Origin of the sequence: Mordavella massiliensis (assembly GCF_016901695.1) — a bacterium.
GTDB classification, from domain to species: Bacteria; Bacillota; Clostridia; order Lachnospirales; family Lachnospiraceae; genus Claveliimonas; species Claveliimonas massiliensis_A.
The window spans coordinates 15,274-31,669 of record NZ_JACJKS010000008.1; the positions used below are offsets into that span (position 1 = coordinate 15,274).

At 59.1% G+C, this 16,396-nt stretch carries 17 protein-coding genes; 1 reads left to right on the top strand and 16 read right to left on the bottom strand.

Features of this window, described 5'->3' with window-relative positions; genetic code table 11:
- The first annotated feature begins 47 nt into the window (after positions 1-47).
- On the top strand, positions 48-1,262 hold the full coding sequence (locus H6A20_RS07160) for an MFS transporter (RefSeq protein WP_204906446.1): 1,215 nt from the start codon (positions 48-50) through the stop codon (positions 1,260-1,262).
- 14 nt (positions 1,263-1,276) lie between these two features.
- Here the strand turns inward: H6A20_RS07160 and H6A20_RS07165 are convergent, their stop codons facing one another.
- The 16 genes from H6A20_RS07165 to tdh all read right to left on the bottom strand — a co-directional run bounded on the left by H6A20_RS07165 (position 1,277) and on the right by tdh (position 16,359).
- Positions 1,277-1,597, bottom strand: a complete 321-nt coding sequence (locus H6A20_RS07165; RefSeq protein ID WP_204906447.1) for a DMT family transporter — start codon at positions 1,595-1,597, stop codon at positions 1,277-1,279.
- A 230-nt stretch (positions 1,598-1,827) separates the two neighbouring features.
- Positions 1,828-2,454 (bottom strand): ABC transporter ATP-binding protein, encoded by a 627-nt coding sequence (locus H6A20_RS07170; protein ID WP_204906448.1) that lies wholly within the window; start codon positions 2,452-2,454, stop codon positions 1,828-1,830.
- Entirely contained in the window at positions 2,451-3,386 is a 936-nt protein-coding gene (locus H6A20_RS07175; RefSeq protein ID WP_204906449.1) for an ABC transporter ATP-binding protein, read from the bottom strand. The genes H6A20_RS07170 and H6A20_RS07175 overlap by 4 nt, the downstream gene beginning before the upstream one ends.
- Before the next feature lie 13 nt (positions 3,387-3,399).
- Positions 3,400-4,230: an ABC transporter permease gene (locus H6A20_RS07180; protein ID WP_204906450.1), complete on the bottom strand. Its 831-nt coding sequence runs from the start codon at positions 4,228-4,230 to the stop codon at positions 3,400-3,402.
- A complete protein-coding gene (locus H6A20_RS07185; protein ID WP_243426163.1) occupies positions 4,227-5,216 on the bottom strand; it encodes an ABC transporter permease in 990 nt (329 codons plus the stop codon). The genes H6A20_RS07180 and H6A20_RS07185 overlap by 4 nt, the downstream gene beginning before the upstream one ends.
- A 22-nt stretch (positions 5,217-5,238) precedes the next feature.
- Positions 5,239-6,876 carry an ABC transporter substrate-binding protein gene (locus H6A20_RS07190; RefSeq protein ID WP_204906452.1) on the bottom strand — a complete coding sequence of 546 codons (1,638 nt, stop codon included), beginning with the start codon at positions 6,874-6,876 and terminating at the stop codon, positions 5,239-5,241.
- 1 nt (position 6,877) lies between these two features.
- Positions 6,878-8,164, bottom strand: coding sequence for a nickel pincer cofactor biosynthesis protein LarC (larC, locus tag H6A20_RS07195; protein ID WP_204906453.1), 1,287 nt, complete (start codon positions 8,162-8,164; stop codon positions 6,878-6,880).
- Between the two features lie 3 nt (positions 8,165-8,167).
- Positions 8,168-8,932 (bottom strand): nickel pincer cofactor biosynthesis protein LarB, encoded by a 765-nt coding sequence (gene larB, locus H6A20_RS07200; protein ID WP_204906454.1) that lies wholly within the window; start codon positions 8,930-8,932, stop codon positions 8,168-8,170.
- A complete protein-coding gene (larE, locus tag H6A20_RS07205; protein WP_204906456.1) occupies positions 8,922-9,704 on the bottom strand; it encodes an ATP-dependent sacrificial sulfur transferase LarE in 783 nt (260 codons plus the stop codon). The genes larB and larE overlap by 11 nt, the downstream gene beginning before the upstream one ends.
- 172 nt (positions 9,705-9,876) lie before the next feature.
- Positions 9,877-10,236 (bottom strand): hypothetical protein, encoded by a 360-nt coding sequence (locus tag H6A20_RS07210; RefSeq protein ID WP_204906457.1) that lies wholly within the window; start codon positions 10,234-10,236, stop codon positions 9,877-9,879.
- A 4-nt stretch (positions 10,237-10,240) separates the two neighbouring features.
- A complete protein-coding gene (locus H6A20_RS07215; protein WP_204906459.1) occupies positions 10,241-10,744 on the bottom strand; it encodes a helix-turn-helix transcriptional regulator in 504 nt (167 codons plus the stop codon).
- Positions 10,745-11,030: 286 nt separating this feature from the next.
- A complete protein-coding gene (locus H6A20_RS07220) occupies positions 11,031-11,438 on the bottom strand; it encodes a DUF3842 family protein (RefSeq protein ID WP_204906460.1) in 408 nt (135 codons plus the stop codon).
- Between the two features lie 82 nt (positions 11,439-11,520).
- Positions 11,521-12,936, bottom strand: a complete 1,416-nt coding sequence (locus H6A20_RS07225) for an aminopeptidase (protein WP_204906461.1) — start codon at positions 12,934-12,936, stop codon at positions 11,521-11,523.
- Between the two features lie 136 nt (positions 12,937-13,072).
- Positions 13,073-13,864, bottom strand: coding sequence for a transposase (locus tag H6A20_RS07230; RefSeq protein WP_338106626.1), 792 nt, complete (start codon positions 13,862-13,864; stop codon positions 13,073-13,075).
- 90 nt (positions 13,865-13,954) lie between these two features.
- Complete coding sequence (locus tag H6A20_RS07235; RefSeq protein ID WP_204906462.1) at positions 13,955-15,154, bottom strand: glycine C-acetyltransferase; 1,200 nt, start codon at positions 15,152-15,154, stop codon at positions 13,955-13,957.
- 140 nt (positions 15,155-15,294) lie between these two features.
- Entirely contained in the window at positions 15,295-16,359 is a 1,065-nt protein-coding gene (gene tdh, locus H6A20_RS07240; protein WP_204906463.1) for an L-threonine 3-dehydrogenase, read from the bottom strand.
- Positions 16,360-16,396: the final 37 nt, after the last annotated feature.

Here is a 16,396-nt window from a genome sequence, read left to right on the forward strand (position 1 = left end):
CGGCGCATTTCAGAGTATAATGATAAAAAAGTGAAAGGAGAGAACAGATGAAATCTGCCCCGAACCGGTGGCTCATCCTCACAGCGGCCGCCATCGTCAATTTTGTCCACGGAAATCCCTACATCTGGACCGTCTTCCAGCCCTATGTGAAGGAGGAGTACGGCCTCTCCACCGCCGCCTCCAGCCTGCCCTTCACCCTCATCATCGGCATCTTCGCCGCCGGGAACATGGCGGGCGGATACCTCCAGCACAGGCTCGGAGCCCGGATGACCGCCTTCCTCGGGAGCCTTGTCATGTGCGCCGGCTTCCTCCTGGCCGCCATGGCACCCCGCAGCATGCCCTGGCTCATCAGTCTCGGGTACGGGATCCTGGGCGGCTTTGGCTCGGGCTGCGCCTTCGCCATGCTCACCGCCGTGCCCCAGGCATGGTTCCCGGAGCGCCGGGGCATGGTCTCCGGCATCACCATCGGCATGGTGGGCCTCTCCGGCATCCTCATGAACCCCCTGTGCGACCGGCTCCTGGCCGCCTTCGGCTACCGGGCGGCCATGCTCTGGGTCACCTTCATCTACGCGGTCCTCTGCCTGGGCATCTTCTTCCTGCGGGAGCCGGGGGAGGCCGGGGCCGGAAGCCCTGCGCCCCGGGCCGGGAAAGCCATGGGGAGCGGGACAGCCGGGATGGCCGGGACGGGCGGAATGGATCCTTCGCAGGATACCCGCAGGCAGTACACGCCCCGGGAGATGATGCGCACCCGCTCCTTCTACATCATCAGCCTTGTCTACGCCCTGGCCGTCCCGGCCTACGCCCTCGTAAATCCGGTGATGAAATCCCTGGGCATGGAGCGGGGCCTGACGGACAGCGCCGCCCTCTTAGGCGTGGTGGCCGCCTCCGCCGCCAACATCGCGGGGCGCTTCGCCCTCCCCTGGCTCTCCGACCGCACCGGCCGCAGGCGGGTGCTTGGGGCCACCTACCTGCTGTGCACTGTCTCCACCCTGGGGCTCGTCTTTGCCAGGGGCGCCCTCTTCACCGTCCTCTCCTCCGCAGTCTGCCTCGTGTACGGCGGGGTGGTCAGCGTCTTCCCCGTGGTCGTGTCCGACCGCTTCGGCACGAAGTATCAGGGGACCAACTACGGGGCGGCCATGATCGGCTACAGCATCGCCTCCCTCCTGTCGCCCCTGCTCCTCTCCCTGGCAGGGCAGGAAGCCTCCCTTGTCATCACGGGGCTGGCCAGCCTGGGCGGGCTCTTCCTGCTGCGGTTTCTGTAGGCTTTCCGGATCGCTCAGTGCCCGGACGTCGCCTTCAGCCCCATGATCCCCACAAGGAGAAGAACGATGAAAAAACACCTCGCCGGAGTGAGGGACTCCTTGAAAAGAATGACGCCAGCCGCCACTGCCCCCAGAGCTCCGATGCCTGTCCAGATTGCGTAGGACGTGCCCAAAGGCAGCGTCTTGGTAGCCTGCGACAGAAAGAGAAAGCTGACCACCATCCCCGCGATGGTCAGCACCGTAAATTTCAGTACGGTAAACCCCTCCGAAAACTTCAGACAGGTGGACCAGAACACCTCCATCACACCTGCGATCACAAGATAAACCCATGCCATAAACCAATACCTCCTGCGTAAACTTTTTGTCTTTACCGCCTTCATACCGCAAAGCAGTATCATCACCTTGCCGCAAGCGGTCGCCAGTACAAAAAAACGCCCTACTTATTCCAACTAGGGCCTACTGGAATAAATAAGACGTTACCCGGCGGTAAATCTCTGTAAATTCTGTTTTTTCAACGATTCAAAAGTACCACAAACGCACCGGAAAGTCAAGACTGCCTCCGCCCCTAGAAAATGCGCCAGGAGGGGAAGGGCAGCTCCACGATCCGGGTGCACACCCGCGCAAGCAGGCTGTCGTCGTGGCTCACCACAAGAAGTCCAAGGGATCTCTCCTCCGCCTCCGCAAGCAGGAACTGCCAGATCTGGGCCTGGGTCACCAGATCCAGCATGGCCGAGATCTCATCGCACAGGAGAAACCGGACCTCCGGGCGCAGGGCACGCGCCAGGCAGAACCGCTGCAGCTCGCCCCCGGACAGCTCCGACGGGAATCTGGACAGCCAGCCCTCCTCGATATGGAGGGCTTTTTTCAGCCGCTCCTCCAGCCCTCCTGTCTCCGCAAGCGTATCGCCAAGGCGCAGCAGGGGGTCCAGCGCGGTCTCCGGGTGCTGCCAGATCATCTGCACCGGGCAGACGCTCCCGCAGTCCCTTAAGGGGCGGCCATCCAGCAGGATCTCCCCCTGGTTGGGCTGCTCATAGCCGGCCAGGAGCCGGCACAGGGTCGTCTTCCCCCTGCCGCTGGGAGCCTTTAGCCCCACCCGCTCCCCGGCTTCCACCTGCAGGCTGAACCTGTCAAGGACAGGCCCTTTCTTTTTTCCTTTATAGTAGAAGGTCACATGTCTTGCCTCCAGCGTCATCTTCTCTCCTCCTCCGGGTACAGGCAGCGCACCCTGCCGCCGCGTACATTCTGAAACGGGATCTCCTCCTGCCTGCACCGCTCCCTGCAGCGGGGGCACTGCCCGGCAAAGGGACACCCGGCGGTCACTGCCCCCGGATAGGGCTGCGCCCCGGGGATCGGCTCAAAGGCTCCGGATGGCATGGCCCGTTTCAGCGCTTTTGTGAACGGGTGCCGCAGCCGGCCCGGGCTTTGAAAATCTTCCGCGGACGCCTCCTCGATCGTCTCCCCCGCGTAAAAGACTTCCACCTTGTCCGCAACAGTGAGGGCAAGTTCCAGGTCGTGGGTGATAAAAAGCATCCCCGCTCCGCCCTGCGCTAGTTCCCGGAAATGCCCCAGGATCCGCTCCGCCGCCCGCGCGTCCAGTCCCGGCGTGGGCTCGTCCGCGACGATCAGCCGGGGCTCATCCAGCACGGCGGCTGCAATGAGGATCCTTCTGGCCATGCCGCCGGACAGTTCAAAGGGGTACAGCCCGGCGCAGTCCCACCCGAGCCCGTACCGCTCCAGCACTGCCCGGCACCGCTCCAGCGTCTTCGCATCTTTTTTCCCGCGGCAGAGCTGGTCTCCCACTTTCATATATGGATCCAGGTACGTGACCCCCTGGGGGATGAGGGAGATCTCCTTCCCCCGCAGCGCAGCGGCGCGGCTGCCCGTCAGCGGCCCGCCGTCGTACAGGATCTCCCCCTCCAGATGGCTGTTGCCGGGAAGGAGCCCCAGGACCGCGTGGGCCAGAAGGCTCTTTCCGGAGCCGCTGGCTCCCACCACTGCCACGATCTGCCCCGGCTCAACCGTCAGCGTGAGATCCCGGATCACAGGCAGCCTGCGCCTGCGCAACCCTCTGTCATACTGTGTAAAAAAGACCGACATATGCCGGATATCCAGAATTGGCTTCATCTGTCTCCTCCCATTATTCGTGTGCGCTGGCCGGATCCAGCAGATAGCGCGCCCGCTCCCCCAGGAGCGCAAAGAGCACCACCACCGCCACCAGAAAGAGTCCCGGAAACAGCGCCAGCCACCAGCGCCCTGTCGTCAGATACTGCATACTCTCCGAGAGGATCACACCCACTGCCGGCTGCTCGGAAGACAGGCCGAACCCGAGGAAGGTGACGCTCGCCTCATGCAGGATCGCATGGGGAAACAGAAGGATCAGGCCGGTGAGGAACTGGGGGAACAGGTGGGGCAGCATGTGCCGGCGCGCTGTGCCAAGCCGGGAGACCCCCAGCTTCCGGGCGGCCAGGATGTAGGGGGCGCTCTTTAGCTGCAGGACCTCCCCCCGGATCACCCGCGCCAGGGAGGGCCAGTGGCTTAAGGAAACGCCGGCCACCACCCCGGCGAACCCTTTCCCGCAGGCCAGGGAGATCAGCATCACCAGCAGGATGTGGGGGATCCCCATCACCAGGTCGATGCACCAGGAGATGACCGCGTCCGCCCTGGGCCCCAGCAGCGCTGCCGCCGTCCCGAGCACGAGCGCCACGGCCGCGCTCACGGCCGCAGTCAGGATGCCGATGCGGATGCTCAGGGACAGGCCGGCCAGGGTCCGCACGAACATATCCCGGCCCATCCAGTCTGTCCCAAACAAGAACCGGGCGGACGGCGCCAGGTTGGTGCGGGAAAAATCCGTGGCTGCCGCCGCGTCTTCCAGACAGATGCCCGCAACTGTCACCGCCGCCAGCAGGGCAAGCGCAGCGGCGAGAAATACAACCGTACTTTTTCTTCTGTTTTTATCCCGTCTCCTCATCTGGCGGCCCTCCTGCGGATCTTCGGATCCGCTGCGCCGTAGAGCAGGTCCGCCAGCAGGTTGCCGCCGAACACCACAGCGGATGTGAGGAGCGTGATCCCCAGAAGAAGCGGCAGATCGCTCCCGATGCCGGCGGTCACCGCCGCCTGTCCAAGCCCCGGGTAGGAAAACACCTGCTCTACAAGGACAGAGCCTCCGATGATCTCGCTGACAGAGCCGAACTGGAGGGTGATGGCGGGAAGCGCCACGCCCCGCAGGCCGTGCCGCCACAGAATGGATGCGCCGGATTCCCCTCTGGCCCTTGCAAAGAGAATGTACTCCGACTCCAGCACATCCACCATCTTCTCCCGCGTGTGGAGGGCGATGCCGGCCACGCCTGTGATGCTCAGGGTCAGAGCCGGCAGGATGGCATGCTGCAGCCGGTCCAGGAAGGATACCGCGCCGCTCTCCACTCCTGCCGGGACCGCGAACCCCACCGGCAGCCATCCAAGCCACACGGAAAAGATAAGAAGAAGGAGGATGGCAAGCCAGAAGGCCGGCGTGCTGGAGATGAGAAGGCAGTAGCCCCGGATCAGCCGGTCCGGCCAGCGCCCCCGGGACCAGCCTGCAGCCATCCCCAGAAGGAGGCCGATCACACCCGAGAACACCCAGGCCGTCAGCAAAAGCAGAAGGGAGCTGGAAAGTCTCTGCCCGATGACCGTCAGCACCGGCTGGCGGTAGAGGAGGGACATGCCCATATCCCCGTGCAGAAGGCCGGTGAGCCAGCCTATATATCTCTCCGCAAGAGGCTCCCCTGCGCCCCAGTACTCCTCCAGCCGCCCGATCTGTTCCTGGCTCATGGCCCCCAGGGCCGCCTGTCCCACATTGGTCTGCAGCGGGTCAAGGGGCGAGGCGCTCACAAGGAGAAAGGTGACAAGGCTCACCCCCAGAAGGAGGAGAGCCATGCGCAGCAGTTTGCCGGCTGTAAACTGAAGGCGGTGCTTCAAAATGATCAGTCCTTTCGTTTTTTTATGGTTCGCTGGCCTGCGTCCAGCTCCACTGGTCCACATTGTTGACAAGGGACCAGCCGTGCCCGTGGGGATGGATCTTCTGCTGCGCCACCTGCAGGCCGTCCCGCACCCAGTAGAGATGGTCCACGTTCACCAGCCACACCCAGGGGATGTCCCCCTCCTGGGTCACGCCTGTTGTACCGTCCCACTGGGCCTTCTGCCACAGCTCATAGGATGCCTCCAGGTCGCTGCTTACGAGCGCCTGATCCATGTAGCTGTCCACGGTCTCATTTGCATAGGGCGAGTACCGGGCCTGCTCCCGGCCGTCCACCGTGTTGCCGTCGATGGTATGGTACAGGTTGTACAGCTCCATGGGCGTGTGGGAGCCCCAGCCCCAAAGGAGCGGATCCGACTGCGCCCGGTCATAGGCTGTATCCCAGCCCACGCCCTCCAGCTGGCAGGCGATCCCCAGCTCCCCCATCTGCTCCGCGAAGTCCGCCGCAAGGGCCTGGCGCACCGAGTCGCCGGTGGCATAGAGAAGGGTCAGCTGCGCCTTCTGCCCATCCTTCTCCCGGACGCCGTCTCCCCCTATGGTCCAGCCGGCCTCATCCAGCAGGCGGGCCGCCTCCTGCGGGTCATACGGCACCTCGGACGCCCCGCTGTACCAGGGCAGGCCGTCGCAGACGCTGTAGGCCGGACTGCCGTATCCGTTCAGCACATGGTCGATCATCTCCTGCCGGTCCACACCGGTATTGATGGCGCGGCGGACACGCACGTCCGCTGTAAGATCATTCCCCACCTTCCTGCCTTCCCCGTCTGCCGAGGCTTTTACAGCAGGCAGGTTGAAGCCCCGGTTGTCCACGCTCTCATAGGCCGCCAGGCTGTAGCCGCGGATCTCCTGATCCGAGTAGACGGCCGAGGTGTAGGCCACGTCCACCTCCCCCGCCTGCACGGCGAGAAAGGCGGCGTCCTCCTCCATGAAGAGGATCGTGACCTGCTCCATCTCCGGCGTCTCCCCGTAATAGTCCGGGTTTGCCTCCAGGATCACCTGCTGCCCCCTGTCCCACTGCTTCAGCATATATCTGCCGGAGCCGATGGGATCCGAGCCGTAGGTGGCGCTGTCGTAGGCGTGTTCCGGCAGGATCCCGGTCACAGCCATAGTGTAGGGCCAGACGGAGAAGGGCCTTGTCATATGGAACAGCACGGTGACATCGTCCGCCGCCTCCGCGTGATCCAGCATGGTAAAGTCATTGACCGAACTCTCCGCCTTCACCGTGTTGTATGTGAATGCCACGTCCGAGGCTGTCAGGGGCTCCCCGTCCGTAAAGACGGCGTCATCCCGGATCTTCACCGTCCAGGTCAGTCCGTCTTCGCTGACCGCACAGTCCATGGCCAGGTCATATCCGATGGTGAGATCCGCGTTCGTCACCGTGAGGGTGCTCTGGATCAGCGGCTCGTGGACATGCTCTCCCGCGCCCCAGCCGTAGGCCGGGTCAAAGCCAGCCTCCGGCTCCGAGGTGGGGCCCATGGCGATCACGACAGACCGGCCGTCACGACCGGCAGCCTGCCCTTCACCGGCCTTTGTCCCTGCGCACCCGCCTGCCAGGGAGGCGGCGAGGAGAAGGGCAAGCGCTGCAGCCGGTCCTCTTCTTCGCATCTTATATGCCCCCCTGCAGCCGGCCCAGCGCTTCCCGGTACACGGCCCCGTAAGGCACGCCGTTTTCGCGGGACAGTTTCGCCACGTCATCATACTCCGGTTTTGCGTGCGCCGCGCCGTGTCCCCGGGCGGTCTTCACCCGGACGGGGCCCCATGTTGTCTCCACAGTCTCCGTTCCAGGCTCCAGGAAATATTTGACGCAGCGCCTGGAGCGCAGGCCGTTTGTCGTCGTCTCTCTGAGGACGCATCCAGCCAGGTCCTCCTCCCTTTCCGGGCTGCAGAGGACCGTGAGCACATGGCCCGGGCGGCCTTTTTTCATGGTGCCCGGCACGGTGTACACGTCCAGGGCCCCCTGCTCCAGCAGGCGCGCGCAGGCGTGAGCCAGAGCCTCGGGCGTCATGTCGTCAATGTTGCAGACCAACTCCGTGATCTCCCCGTCTCCTGCCGGCTGTCCCGCCTGCATGCTCTCCCCCAGGAAGGCGCGGACGCAGTTGGCCTGCGCAAACGTCTTTGTCCCGATGCCGATCCCGGTCCGGCCGCCTTTCATCAGCGGCATGGGGCCAAAGTCCTCCGCAAAATACCGGAGAAGGGCAGCGCCTGTGGGCGTGCACAGTTCCCCCTGCACCTGGCCGCCGTAGACCGGGATCCCCTCCAGGATGTTCGCCGTGGCCGGAGCCGGCACAGGCATCACCCCGTGAGCGCAACGCACCGTCCCGCTTCCCACATGGACCGGGGAGGCGCAGATCCTCTCCGCCCCCAGCAGGTACATGGCATAGCACACGCCTGTCACGTCCGCCACCGCGTCCAGGGCTCCCACTTCATGAAAGTGGACGTCCCTCACCGGACAGCCGTGGGCTTTTGCCTCCGCCCGGGCAATGATGTCGTAGACTGCCTTTGCATCTTCCGTCACCCTGGCAGGGAGATCCAGATGTTCTATGATCTCCCCGATGTGGCCGGGTGTGGCGTGATGGTGGTGATGGCCGTGGTCATGATGGTGATCCTCCTCGTGATGGTGGCCGTGGCCATGATGGTGGGCATGGTCATGATGATGATCCTCCTCATGATGGTGGGCATGGTCATGCTCCTCCTCCCCGTGTACGGTCACCGCCATATGCGTCCCTGCAATGCCGCAGGCGGCGCTCTTTACCGCCTCCAGGTGCACGCCGGGCAGGCCCAGCCCGTTCATTTTTTCCAGGAATCCGTCCCTGTCATCCAAAAGCTCGTAGAGGGCTGCCATGAGCATGTCCCCCGCCGCTCCCATATTGCATTCTATGTAGAGTGTCTTCATGTCCTATTCCTCCCTGATCCCTTCCATCTGATTGATCATGCTGGCCAGATAGCCCGCGCCGAACCCGTTGTCAATATTCACCACACTGCACCCGGAAGCGCAGGAGTTGAGCATGGACAAAAGGGCGGACAGGCCGCCGAAGCTGGCCCCGTATCCCACGCTTGTGGGGACCGCCACGACCGGGCAGTCCACCAGGCCTCCCACGACCGATGCGAGGGCGCCCTCCATGCCGGCCACCGCCACCACGCACCGGGCGCTCATCAGCTCGTCGAGATGGGACAGCAGGCGGTGCAGGCCGGCCACGCCCACGTCGTAGAGCCGGACCACTTTATTTCCCATGGCCTCGGCGGTCAGCGCCGCCTCCTCGGCCACTGCCATATCGCTCGTGCCGCCGGTGGCCACCACGATATTCCCCTTAAGCTCTCTCTTTTGCGGAAAGGCAATGGCAAGCCGCGGGACCGGGTAGTATACGGCAGGCACGGCCCGTGCCAGCGCATCCGCCGCCTCCTGCCCGATCCGGGTGACCAGGATGTTGCGGCATCCCCTCTCCCCCATCTTCGCTACGATCCCCCGGATCTGCTCCGGCGTCTTCCCTGCGCCGTAGATGACCTCGGAGGCCCCCTGCCGGATGCTGCGGTGAAAATCTATCTTCGCGTAGTCCAGATCTGCAAACGGCTCCTCTTTCAGGGACAGGAGCGCATCCTCCGGGGAGGTGGCCCCGTCCGCCACGCTGCGCAGCAGCTTTAAGATATCCTGTTTATTGTCCATTGTCCTTCCTCCTTCTTTGTACCGACGGCTGCCTCTCCTCCAGGTCGAGAAGCACGGACGGGAACAGGTCCCGCAGCGCTTCCGCGATCCCGCGCCTCATCTGGACCGCCAGTTCCATCTGCTCCCCTGTGACCTGAAGCCTTGCGTCCTCCCCTTCCAGCCGCACCCGGAAATCCGAAAAGCCCAGCCGGGACAGGCGCTCCTCAGCCTGCTCCACACGCTCCAGATCTTTCCGGGTGATTGCGCGTCCCGTCGGGATGCGGGTGGCCAGGCAGGCGTAGGCAGGCTTGTCCCACGTAAAGATCCCGGCCTCCCGCGAGAGACGCCGCACCTCGTCCTTGGTGATCCCGCACTCCCGCAGCGGCGAGCGCACCTGAAGCTCCCGCAGCGCCTGCATGCCGGGCCTGTCGCCCGCATCATCCGAGGCGTTCGTCCCGTCCAGCAGCACCGGGTATCCGTCCCGGCGCGCGGCTTCCCACAGGCTGGAAAACAGCGCCCTCTTGCAGTAGTAACAGCGCTTCAGGCCGTTCTTTTCCGCCTCCGGCACCGCCAGGATATCCACTTCGATCACGGTCACCGGCACCTGCAATTCCCGCGCCAGATGCCTGGCGTCCGCAAGCTCAAATGCGGGCTGAAATGCCGTCCTGACATAATAAGCCCGGACGTCCGCCCCGTATTCCTTCGCAGCCCACAAAAGAAAGGCCGAGTCTGCTCCGCCGGAAAAGGCAACTGCGGCCTTGGGGACGCTCTGAAAAAACTCCTGTAATGTCATACCTTCTTTCCTCCGTATGAAAACAGGAAGGTATCTGCCTTCTCCTGAAAACAGATACCTTCCTGATATCTCTTCTGTCAAAAAAATGTAATCCCATCCTTCTGCTTCCGCACTTTCGCCGCGTCTTCTGACGCCCATTCCGGCTTCCTGCCGGACATCTGTTCTAATAGTATCACATGAAGGAACTGCCGGCAACCGTTTTGTGTATCTCTTTCACTGCGCTGATCTGATCCAGACGGATCATCTTTGTGACTTTCTTCTTTTTTTCTTCACATACCATTTCCAGCCACTGCCCATCCAGGTCCTGCAAAATCCCTTTCTGACTGTGGATCACCCCGATCCCGAACAGGGGGTCCTTCACCACTATTTCGACAGTCCTCCCCATATACCCGGGAAGGATCTCCGCCCATCTATTCCCGTCCTTCTGCGGCGCCTTTTTCCCGTTCTTTTCTTCTTTTTCCAGATGCGTGCACACAAAATATATCCCGTATGCCAGCATAAGTACCACCAAAACAAGCAGTGTCGTTGTCATAGTGTCAGCTCTCCTTCTCTTCTGCAAAAGACGCCCCGATGATCATAGCACGCTCTACTTTCCACACCACAGTTTCTTTTTGAAACATGGCATCTTCCTTTGTTCTTTCGTATTCGATGGTGACCCAGCGGTCCCCCACTTCCAGGATCCGGACATTGGCATTATCCAGCAGCCCGTCCATCACGGCGTCCATCGCATTCTCCTCCGCAAATTCCAACTGACAGCGCCTCCCCTCCAGCTTCTTAAGAATATGAAGGTCTGATCCGAGTTCTTTTCTCTCACCTGCAAGTCCCGCCAGCTCATCCAGGCTGACCTCGAAAATGACCGCCAGTTCCGCCGCTTTATCCAGGGCAGGCGCCCCCTGTCCGCATTCCCAGTTTGAGATGGTCTGCCTGGTAACAGCCAACCGGTCCGCTATCTCCTGCTGACTGTATCCGTACTTCTTGCGAAGCGTTGCCAGACGCTCGCCAAGCGAAGAGATATTTCCTTCATTTTCATCGTTTCCCATGCTGCTCTCCTTCCCTCCGGAAAAATTTCTTTATCTCAGGATAGCAGACACCCTGCAAAATTGCCAGCAAATCGCTTTGGAACATACGCAAATAAATTTGCGCAAATCACCGGAAGTGCCAAAAGGCACATTCCGGGATTGCAGGCGGTCGCCAGTGCAATAAAGACGGAGAATTTAAAGAAATCCTCCGTCCTCATTTTGTTTCTTTTCTCACTTTCTCCCGGACATTCCATAAGTGCAGGGCAGCCGGATCGTACACTTTTTCGCATACGTCCGACCCAGGCCGCTAATCCGAAAGTCCACGCAGGAGTTCTGCCGCCTCCCGCACTTTATCTGCCATGCCAAGATCTGCTGTTCCCACGATCAGATTATCGCACTGATTCACCGGGAGCAGGATCCTTCTGGCCCGGCTCTGTCCCACTGCCGCAGCCATGGCCGGGGTGATCTCACCCAGCATGGAGTCTGCGATCACGATCCCGATGGGTCCGATGATCACGTCCGCTCTTTTGCACGCCACCAGCACCGCGTTTTCCCCGGTGGCAGCCTGATCCGCTCCCGCCCGGAGCATGGCGCCTGTGGCGATACTGTTCGTTCCTACTGCCAGCACCTCCGTCTCCGGGAGTTTCTCTTTTACTGCAGTTACAAGCTGCCGGCCCAGGCCGCCGCCCTGGCCGTCTATGATCAGCACCTTCAAGAAACTACCTCCTTTGCCGTTTCATCTGCTGCAATTATCTCTTAATGAAACGCTGCTCCCTGTCAACAGCGCCTCGTGGGCGTTACATTTCGCGGATAAAGGCCTTGTATCCCCTGTATGCCTCGTAGACGTCCGCCTTGCTGGTGATCTCCCACGGCGCGTGCATACACAGGACCGCGACGCCGCTGTCGATGACTTCCATGCCGTAGTTTGCCATGATGTAGGCGATCGTCCCGCCGCCCCCGGCGTCTACTTTGCCCAGCTCGGAAAACTGGTACGCCACACCGCCGTCATCCATCACGCGGCGGATCTTCGCCAGATACTCTGCGCTGGCGTCGTTTGAGCCGTTCTTTCCGCGGCTGCCTGTGTATTTGTTGAACACAAGTCCTTTTGCAAAGAATGCGGTGTTCCGCTTTTCAAATACCTCCGCAAACATGGGATCATAGGCAGCGCTCACGTCAGAAGAAAGCATCCGGGAATTCTGCAGGGCCCGGCGCAGCTTCAGCTCTGACTCGCCCTCCTTGAGGGCCAGGATTTCCGCCACTGTATTTTCAAAGAAACGGGAATGCATGCCCGTGGCTCCCACGCTGCCAACCTCCTCCTTGTCCACAAGGATGCAGCAGGCGGTTTTGTCCAGGTCCCCCGCATCCATCAGGGCAAAGAGAGATGTGAACGCGCACACCCTGTCATCCTGCCCGTAGGCCATGATCATGCTCCGGTCGAAGCCGCAGTCGCGGGCGCGCCCCGCGGGCACGATCTCCAATTCCGCGGAGAAGAAATCTTCCTCCTCAATGCCGTATGTCTCTGCAAGAAGCTGCAGGATCTGCTTTTTCACCGTCTCTTTTTCCTGGCTGTCATTCCCATTGTCTGCGCCATCTGCACCGGCAACCTCCAGCGGTCTGCTTCCGACAAGGAGATCCAGCTTCTCCCCTTCGATCACAATATTTGCTTTCTTCTCCATCTGTTTTGACGCCAGGTGCACCAGGAGATCTGTCACCGCGAAAATAGGATCATCCTCCCTCTCGCCGATGCAGATGTCCACTGCGGTACCATCTTTTTTCACCAAGACTCCGTGCAGGGCCAGCGGGAGGGTTACCCACTGGTACTTTTTGATGCCGCCGTAGTAATGGGTATCAAGATAGGCAAGCTCGTCGCTCTCGTAGAGCGGGTTCTGCTTTACGTCAATGCGCGGGGAATCGATGTGTGCGCCCAGAAGGTTCATCCCTTTTTCCAGCGGCTCCCGTCCGATCTGAAACAGAAGCACACTCTTTCCCATGCACACGGCATAGACTTTGTCGCCCGCCTTCAGGGCGCCCCCTGATTTCATGACCTCCTGCAGGTCCAGATAGCCGTTCTCTTTCGCAATCCGGACCGCCGTCCTGACACACTCCCTCTCTGTCTTCCCGTCGTCCAGACAATCTTTGTATAATTCGTTGATGCGCTCCAGTTCGCCCATCTGCTCCGGGGAATAGGTGCGCCATGCATTTTGTTTTTCCATGGTATTTCATCCTCCTTATTCTGCTGATGGATATAGTATACCACACTTTATTGAGGACGTAACGTTTTTCAAAAGTATTACGTCCGGAATTACACCAACTGGTGTGCATTTGTAAAACATCTCCTGTGTAATTGTGCTAATTGTTTTTTACCTGATTTCTTATTTTTGAATATAGAATTTTAGATTTGCGCTGTGATACATTCAGCATCTGCTGAAGTTGATTGATGTATGCCTCCCGGTATGCCTTTTCTTCAAAAATCTGTGTCTGGTAATCCAGTCCGGCTGTTTCATACATTTCTTTTGCTATTTTCTCTGCTATTTCCAATCGTTGCTGCTCCATTTCATCGTATGTATCCTGAAAGACTTCATATTTTCTATCCCCATGAAATTTTTCAAAACATGTTTTATCTCCGAATTTTTCTCTTACAGAAATAATGATCTCGGGATCAATAATCGTCTCCTTGTCTGAGAAAAACTCCGGCATGCTACTGAATCGATAACCTGATACGCGGGCGGCCATTCCCGCTTTTACCGGATTCATGTGGATATAACGCAGACAATTCCAGAAATACGCTTCCGTTTCTATACATTCACTTTTGAAACGGTTTTGGAAAACATGTCCATTTCGATTATGTTTATAATTATAATAAAATGCATATTCCGCCAGGATTCTGGCCATGAACAGTGACAAAACTTCCAGATCCGCCTGGATCATAAGATGAGCATGGTTTGACATGATGCAGTATGAGTAGATCTTTACTTCATACTTCTTTAGATACTTTTTGATGACTTTCTTGAAATATAACTTTTCCCGTGTCTGTCCAAAGTTATTTTCCCGGGCTATCCCCTTTACGATCACATGATATACACCGGTACTGCTTTTCTGTCGTCTTCTTTCTGGCAATATATCCCTTCTTTCGGTTTTCACAGGGATATGATACACAATTGCACACCAGTTAGTGTAATTCCGGACGTAATACTTTTGCAAAGTATTACGTCCGGAATTAACAGAATTAAATTATTTCAGGCCCATTTCTTCTCTTACTTCAATGAAGCACTTCACGATGAAATCGATGTCCTCTTTTGTATGGCTTGCGCATACCTGTGTGCGGATCCTTGCCTTTCCCTTCGGTACTACGGGGTAGGAGAACGCCACTACGTATACGCCCTTCTCCATCATGCGCTTTGCGAACTCGGCTGCGGTCTTCTCATCATAGAGCATAACCGGTACGCACGGATGTGTGCCAGGGATGATGTCGAAACCGTTGTCTACAAGAAGTTTTCTGTAGTATGCTGTCACTTCTTCCAGATGATCCCGAAGTGCCGTGCTCTCGCCGAGCATCTTGAACATCTCGATGCTGGCTCCTGCGATAGCCGGTGCCAGGGAGTTGGAGAACAGGTACGGACGGCTTCTCTGGCGGAGAAGATCAATGATCTCCTTGCGGCCGGATGTGTATCCGCCGGAGGCTCCTCCGAGCGCCTTGCCCAGTGTTCCCGTAATGATGTCGACTCTTCCCTGCACGCCGCAGTACTCCGGAGTGCCGCGTCCTGTCTTGCCGACAAATCCTACTGCGTGGCTGTCATCCACCATGACAAGCGCATTGTACTTGTCTGCCAGGTCGCAGATGCCCTGCAGGTTGCAGATGATGCCGTCCATGGAAAATACGCCGTCTGTGGCGATCAGCTTGATCCTTGCACCGCCCTCGTCAGCCTCTTTCAGCTTGGCCTCCAGGTCTTCCATATCGTTGTTCTTATAGCGGAATCTCTTTGCTTTGCAGAGACGGACGCCGTCAATAATGGAAGCGTGGTTCAGCTCGTCGCTGATCACTGCGTCCTCCGCCGTGAGAAGCGTCTCGAACAGACCGCCGTTCGCATCAAAGCAGGAGGAGTAAAGGATCGTGTCGTCCGTTCCAAGGAAATCGGAGATCGTCTTCTCCAGTTTCTTGTGGATATCCTGCGTGCCGCAGATGAAGCGGACGGAGGCAACGCCGTATCCCTTCTCATCGTATGTCTTTTTGGCAGCCTCGATCAGTCTCGGGCTGTCGCCCAGTCCCAGATAGTTGTTGGCGCACATGCAGAGCAGCTCTCTGCCGTCCTCCATCTTCACTCTGGCTCCCTGGGGAGATACGAACGGCGCCTCGCCTTTAAAAAGGCCTGCCTCTTTAATCCCCTCCACTTCCTTTGCATAGATGCTTAAAATATCGTCTTTACGTGCCATTTCAGTTTTACGCTCCTTCTTGTTCTTGATTTTCTTCTGCCGCAGGCGCGCAGCCTGCGGACTTTCTCTTTGTTCTGAAGACAGCCTCCCTTATAACCTTATAATAGGAAGGAAAAATCTGTCAGACTTCTCCGGACGGATCAGTCGTTGATATGGGACCAGTCAAGGATAACCTTTCCGGACTCACCGGAGATCATGGCCTCAAAGCCCTTCGCGAAATCTTTGATGTCAAAGTGGTGCGTGATAATGCCGGAAATATCCAGTCCTGCCTGCAGCATAGTGGACATCTTATACCATGTATCCCACACTTTTCTTCCATAGATACCGCGCAGGTTCAGTCCGTTGAAGATCACCGTCTCCAGGTCTACCTTTGCGTCCGTTCTCTGCAGGCCGAGAAGGGCGATCTTTCCGCCGTGCTTCATATTGTGGATCATATCGTGCAGGGCTGCCTGGGAACCGGACATCTCAAGTCCGACATCAAATCCCTCTGTCATGCCGATCTCTTTCATCACATCCGGAAGCTTCTCTTTCCCGAGATTCACTACCCTTGTGGCACCCAGCTTCTTCGCCAGATCCAGGCGGTACTCGTTGAAGTCCGTCACGACCACGTGTCTTGCGCCGGAGAATTTCACGATGGCTGCCGCCATGATGCCGATGGGGCCTGCGCCCGCCACCAGCACGTCCTCGCCCAGCACGTCGTAGGAGAGCGCCGTGTGAGTCGCATTTCCAAAGGGATCAAAGATCGCGTACATCTCCTCCGGAATGTTGGGGTTGCAGGGCCATACGTTGGAAGACGGGATGACAAGATACTCGGCAAACGCGCCGTTGCGGTTCACGCCCACGCCCTTGGCGTCCTTGCAGTTCTCCTTGTGTCCTTCCAGACAGTTGCGGCACTTGCCGCATGTGATATGTCCCTCGCCGGAAACAAGATCACCGATGTGGAATCCCTGTACGCCTGCGCCGACTTCCACGATCTCGCCCACGTACTCGTGTCCTGCTGTCAGGCCGATCGGGATCGTGTGCTGCGCCCAGTCGTTCCACTGCCAGATATGTACGTCCGTACCGCAGATCGCCGTCTTGTGTATCTTGATCTTCACATCATTGGGGCCAACCTCCGGAATGGGGACTCTCTTCATCCAAAGACCTTCCTCCGGCTTCTCCTTTACGAGAGCCCACATCATCCCATCATTTTTTACTTCTCCCATGATATACATACCTCCATTTTCTCTCGATTCCCGCCCC

Coding starts and splice junctions, on each gene's coding strand:
- H6A20_RS07160 (WP_204906446.1), top strand. CDS start 48: ATGAAATCTGCCCCGAACCGGTGGCTCATCCTCACAGCGGCCGCCATC.
- larC (WP_204906453.1), bottom strand. CDS start 8,164: ATGAAGACACTCTACATAGAATGCAATATGGGAGCGGCGGGGGACATG.
- H6A20_RS07175 (WP_204906449.1), bottom strand. CDS start 3,386: ATGAAGCCAATTCTGGATATCCGGCATATGTCGGTCTTTTTTACACAG.
- H6A20_RS07235 (WP_204906462.1), bottom strand. CDS start 15,154: ATGGCACGTAAAGACGATATTTTAAGCATCTATGCAAAGGAAGTGGAG.
- H6A20_RS07190 (WP_204906452.1), bottom strand. CDS start 6,876: ATGCGAAGAAGAGGACCGGCTGCAGCGCTTGCCCTTCTCCTCGCCGCC.
- H6A20_RS07210 (WP_204906457.1), bottom strand. CDS start 10,236: ATGACAACGACACTGCTTGTTTTGGTGGTACTTATGCTGGCATACGGG.
- larB (WP_204906454.1), bottom strand. CDS start 8,932: ATGGACAATAAACAGGATATCTTAAAGCTGCTGCGCAGCGTGGCGGAC.
- H6A20_RS07170 (WP_204906448.1), bottom strand. CDS start 2,454: ATGACGCTGGAGGCAAGACATGTGACCTTCTACTATAAAGGAAAAAAG.
- H6A20_RS07165 (WP_204906447.1), bottom strand. CDS start 1,597: ATGGCATGGGTTTATCTTGTGATCGCAGGTGTGATGGAGGTGTTCTGG.
- larE (WP_204906456.1), bottom strand. CDS start 9,704: ATGACATTACAGGAGTTTTTTCAGAGCGTCCCCAAGGCCGCAGTTGCC.
- H6A20_RS07215 (WP_204906459.1), bottom strand. CDS start 10,744: ATGGGAAACGATGAAAATGAAGGAAATATCTCTTCGCTTGGCGAGCGT.
- tdh (WP_204906463.1), bottom strand. CDS start 16,359: ATGGGAGAAGTAAAAAATGATGGGATGATGTGGGCTCTCGTAAAGGAG.
- H6A20_RS07225 (WP_204906461.1), bottom strand. CDS start 12,936: ATGGAAAAACAAAATGCATGGCGCACCTATTCCCCGGAGCAGATGGGC.
- H6A20_RS07180 (WP_204906450.1), bottom strand. CDS start 4,230: ATGAGGAGACGGGATAAAAACAGAAGAAAAAGTACGGTTGTATTTCTC.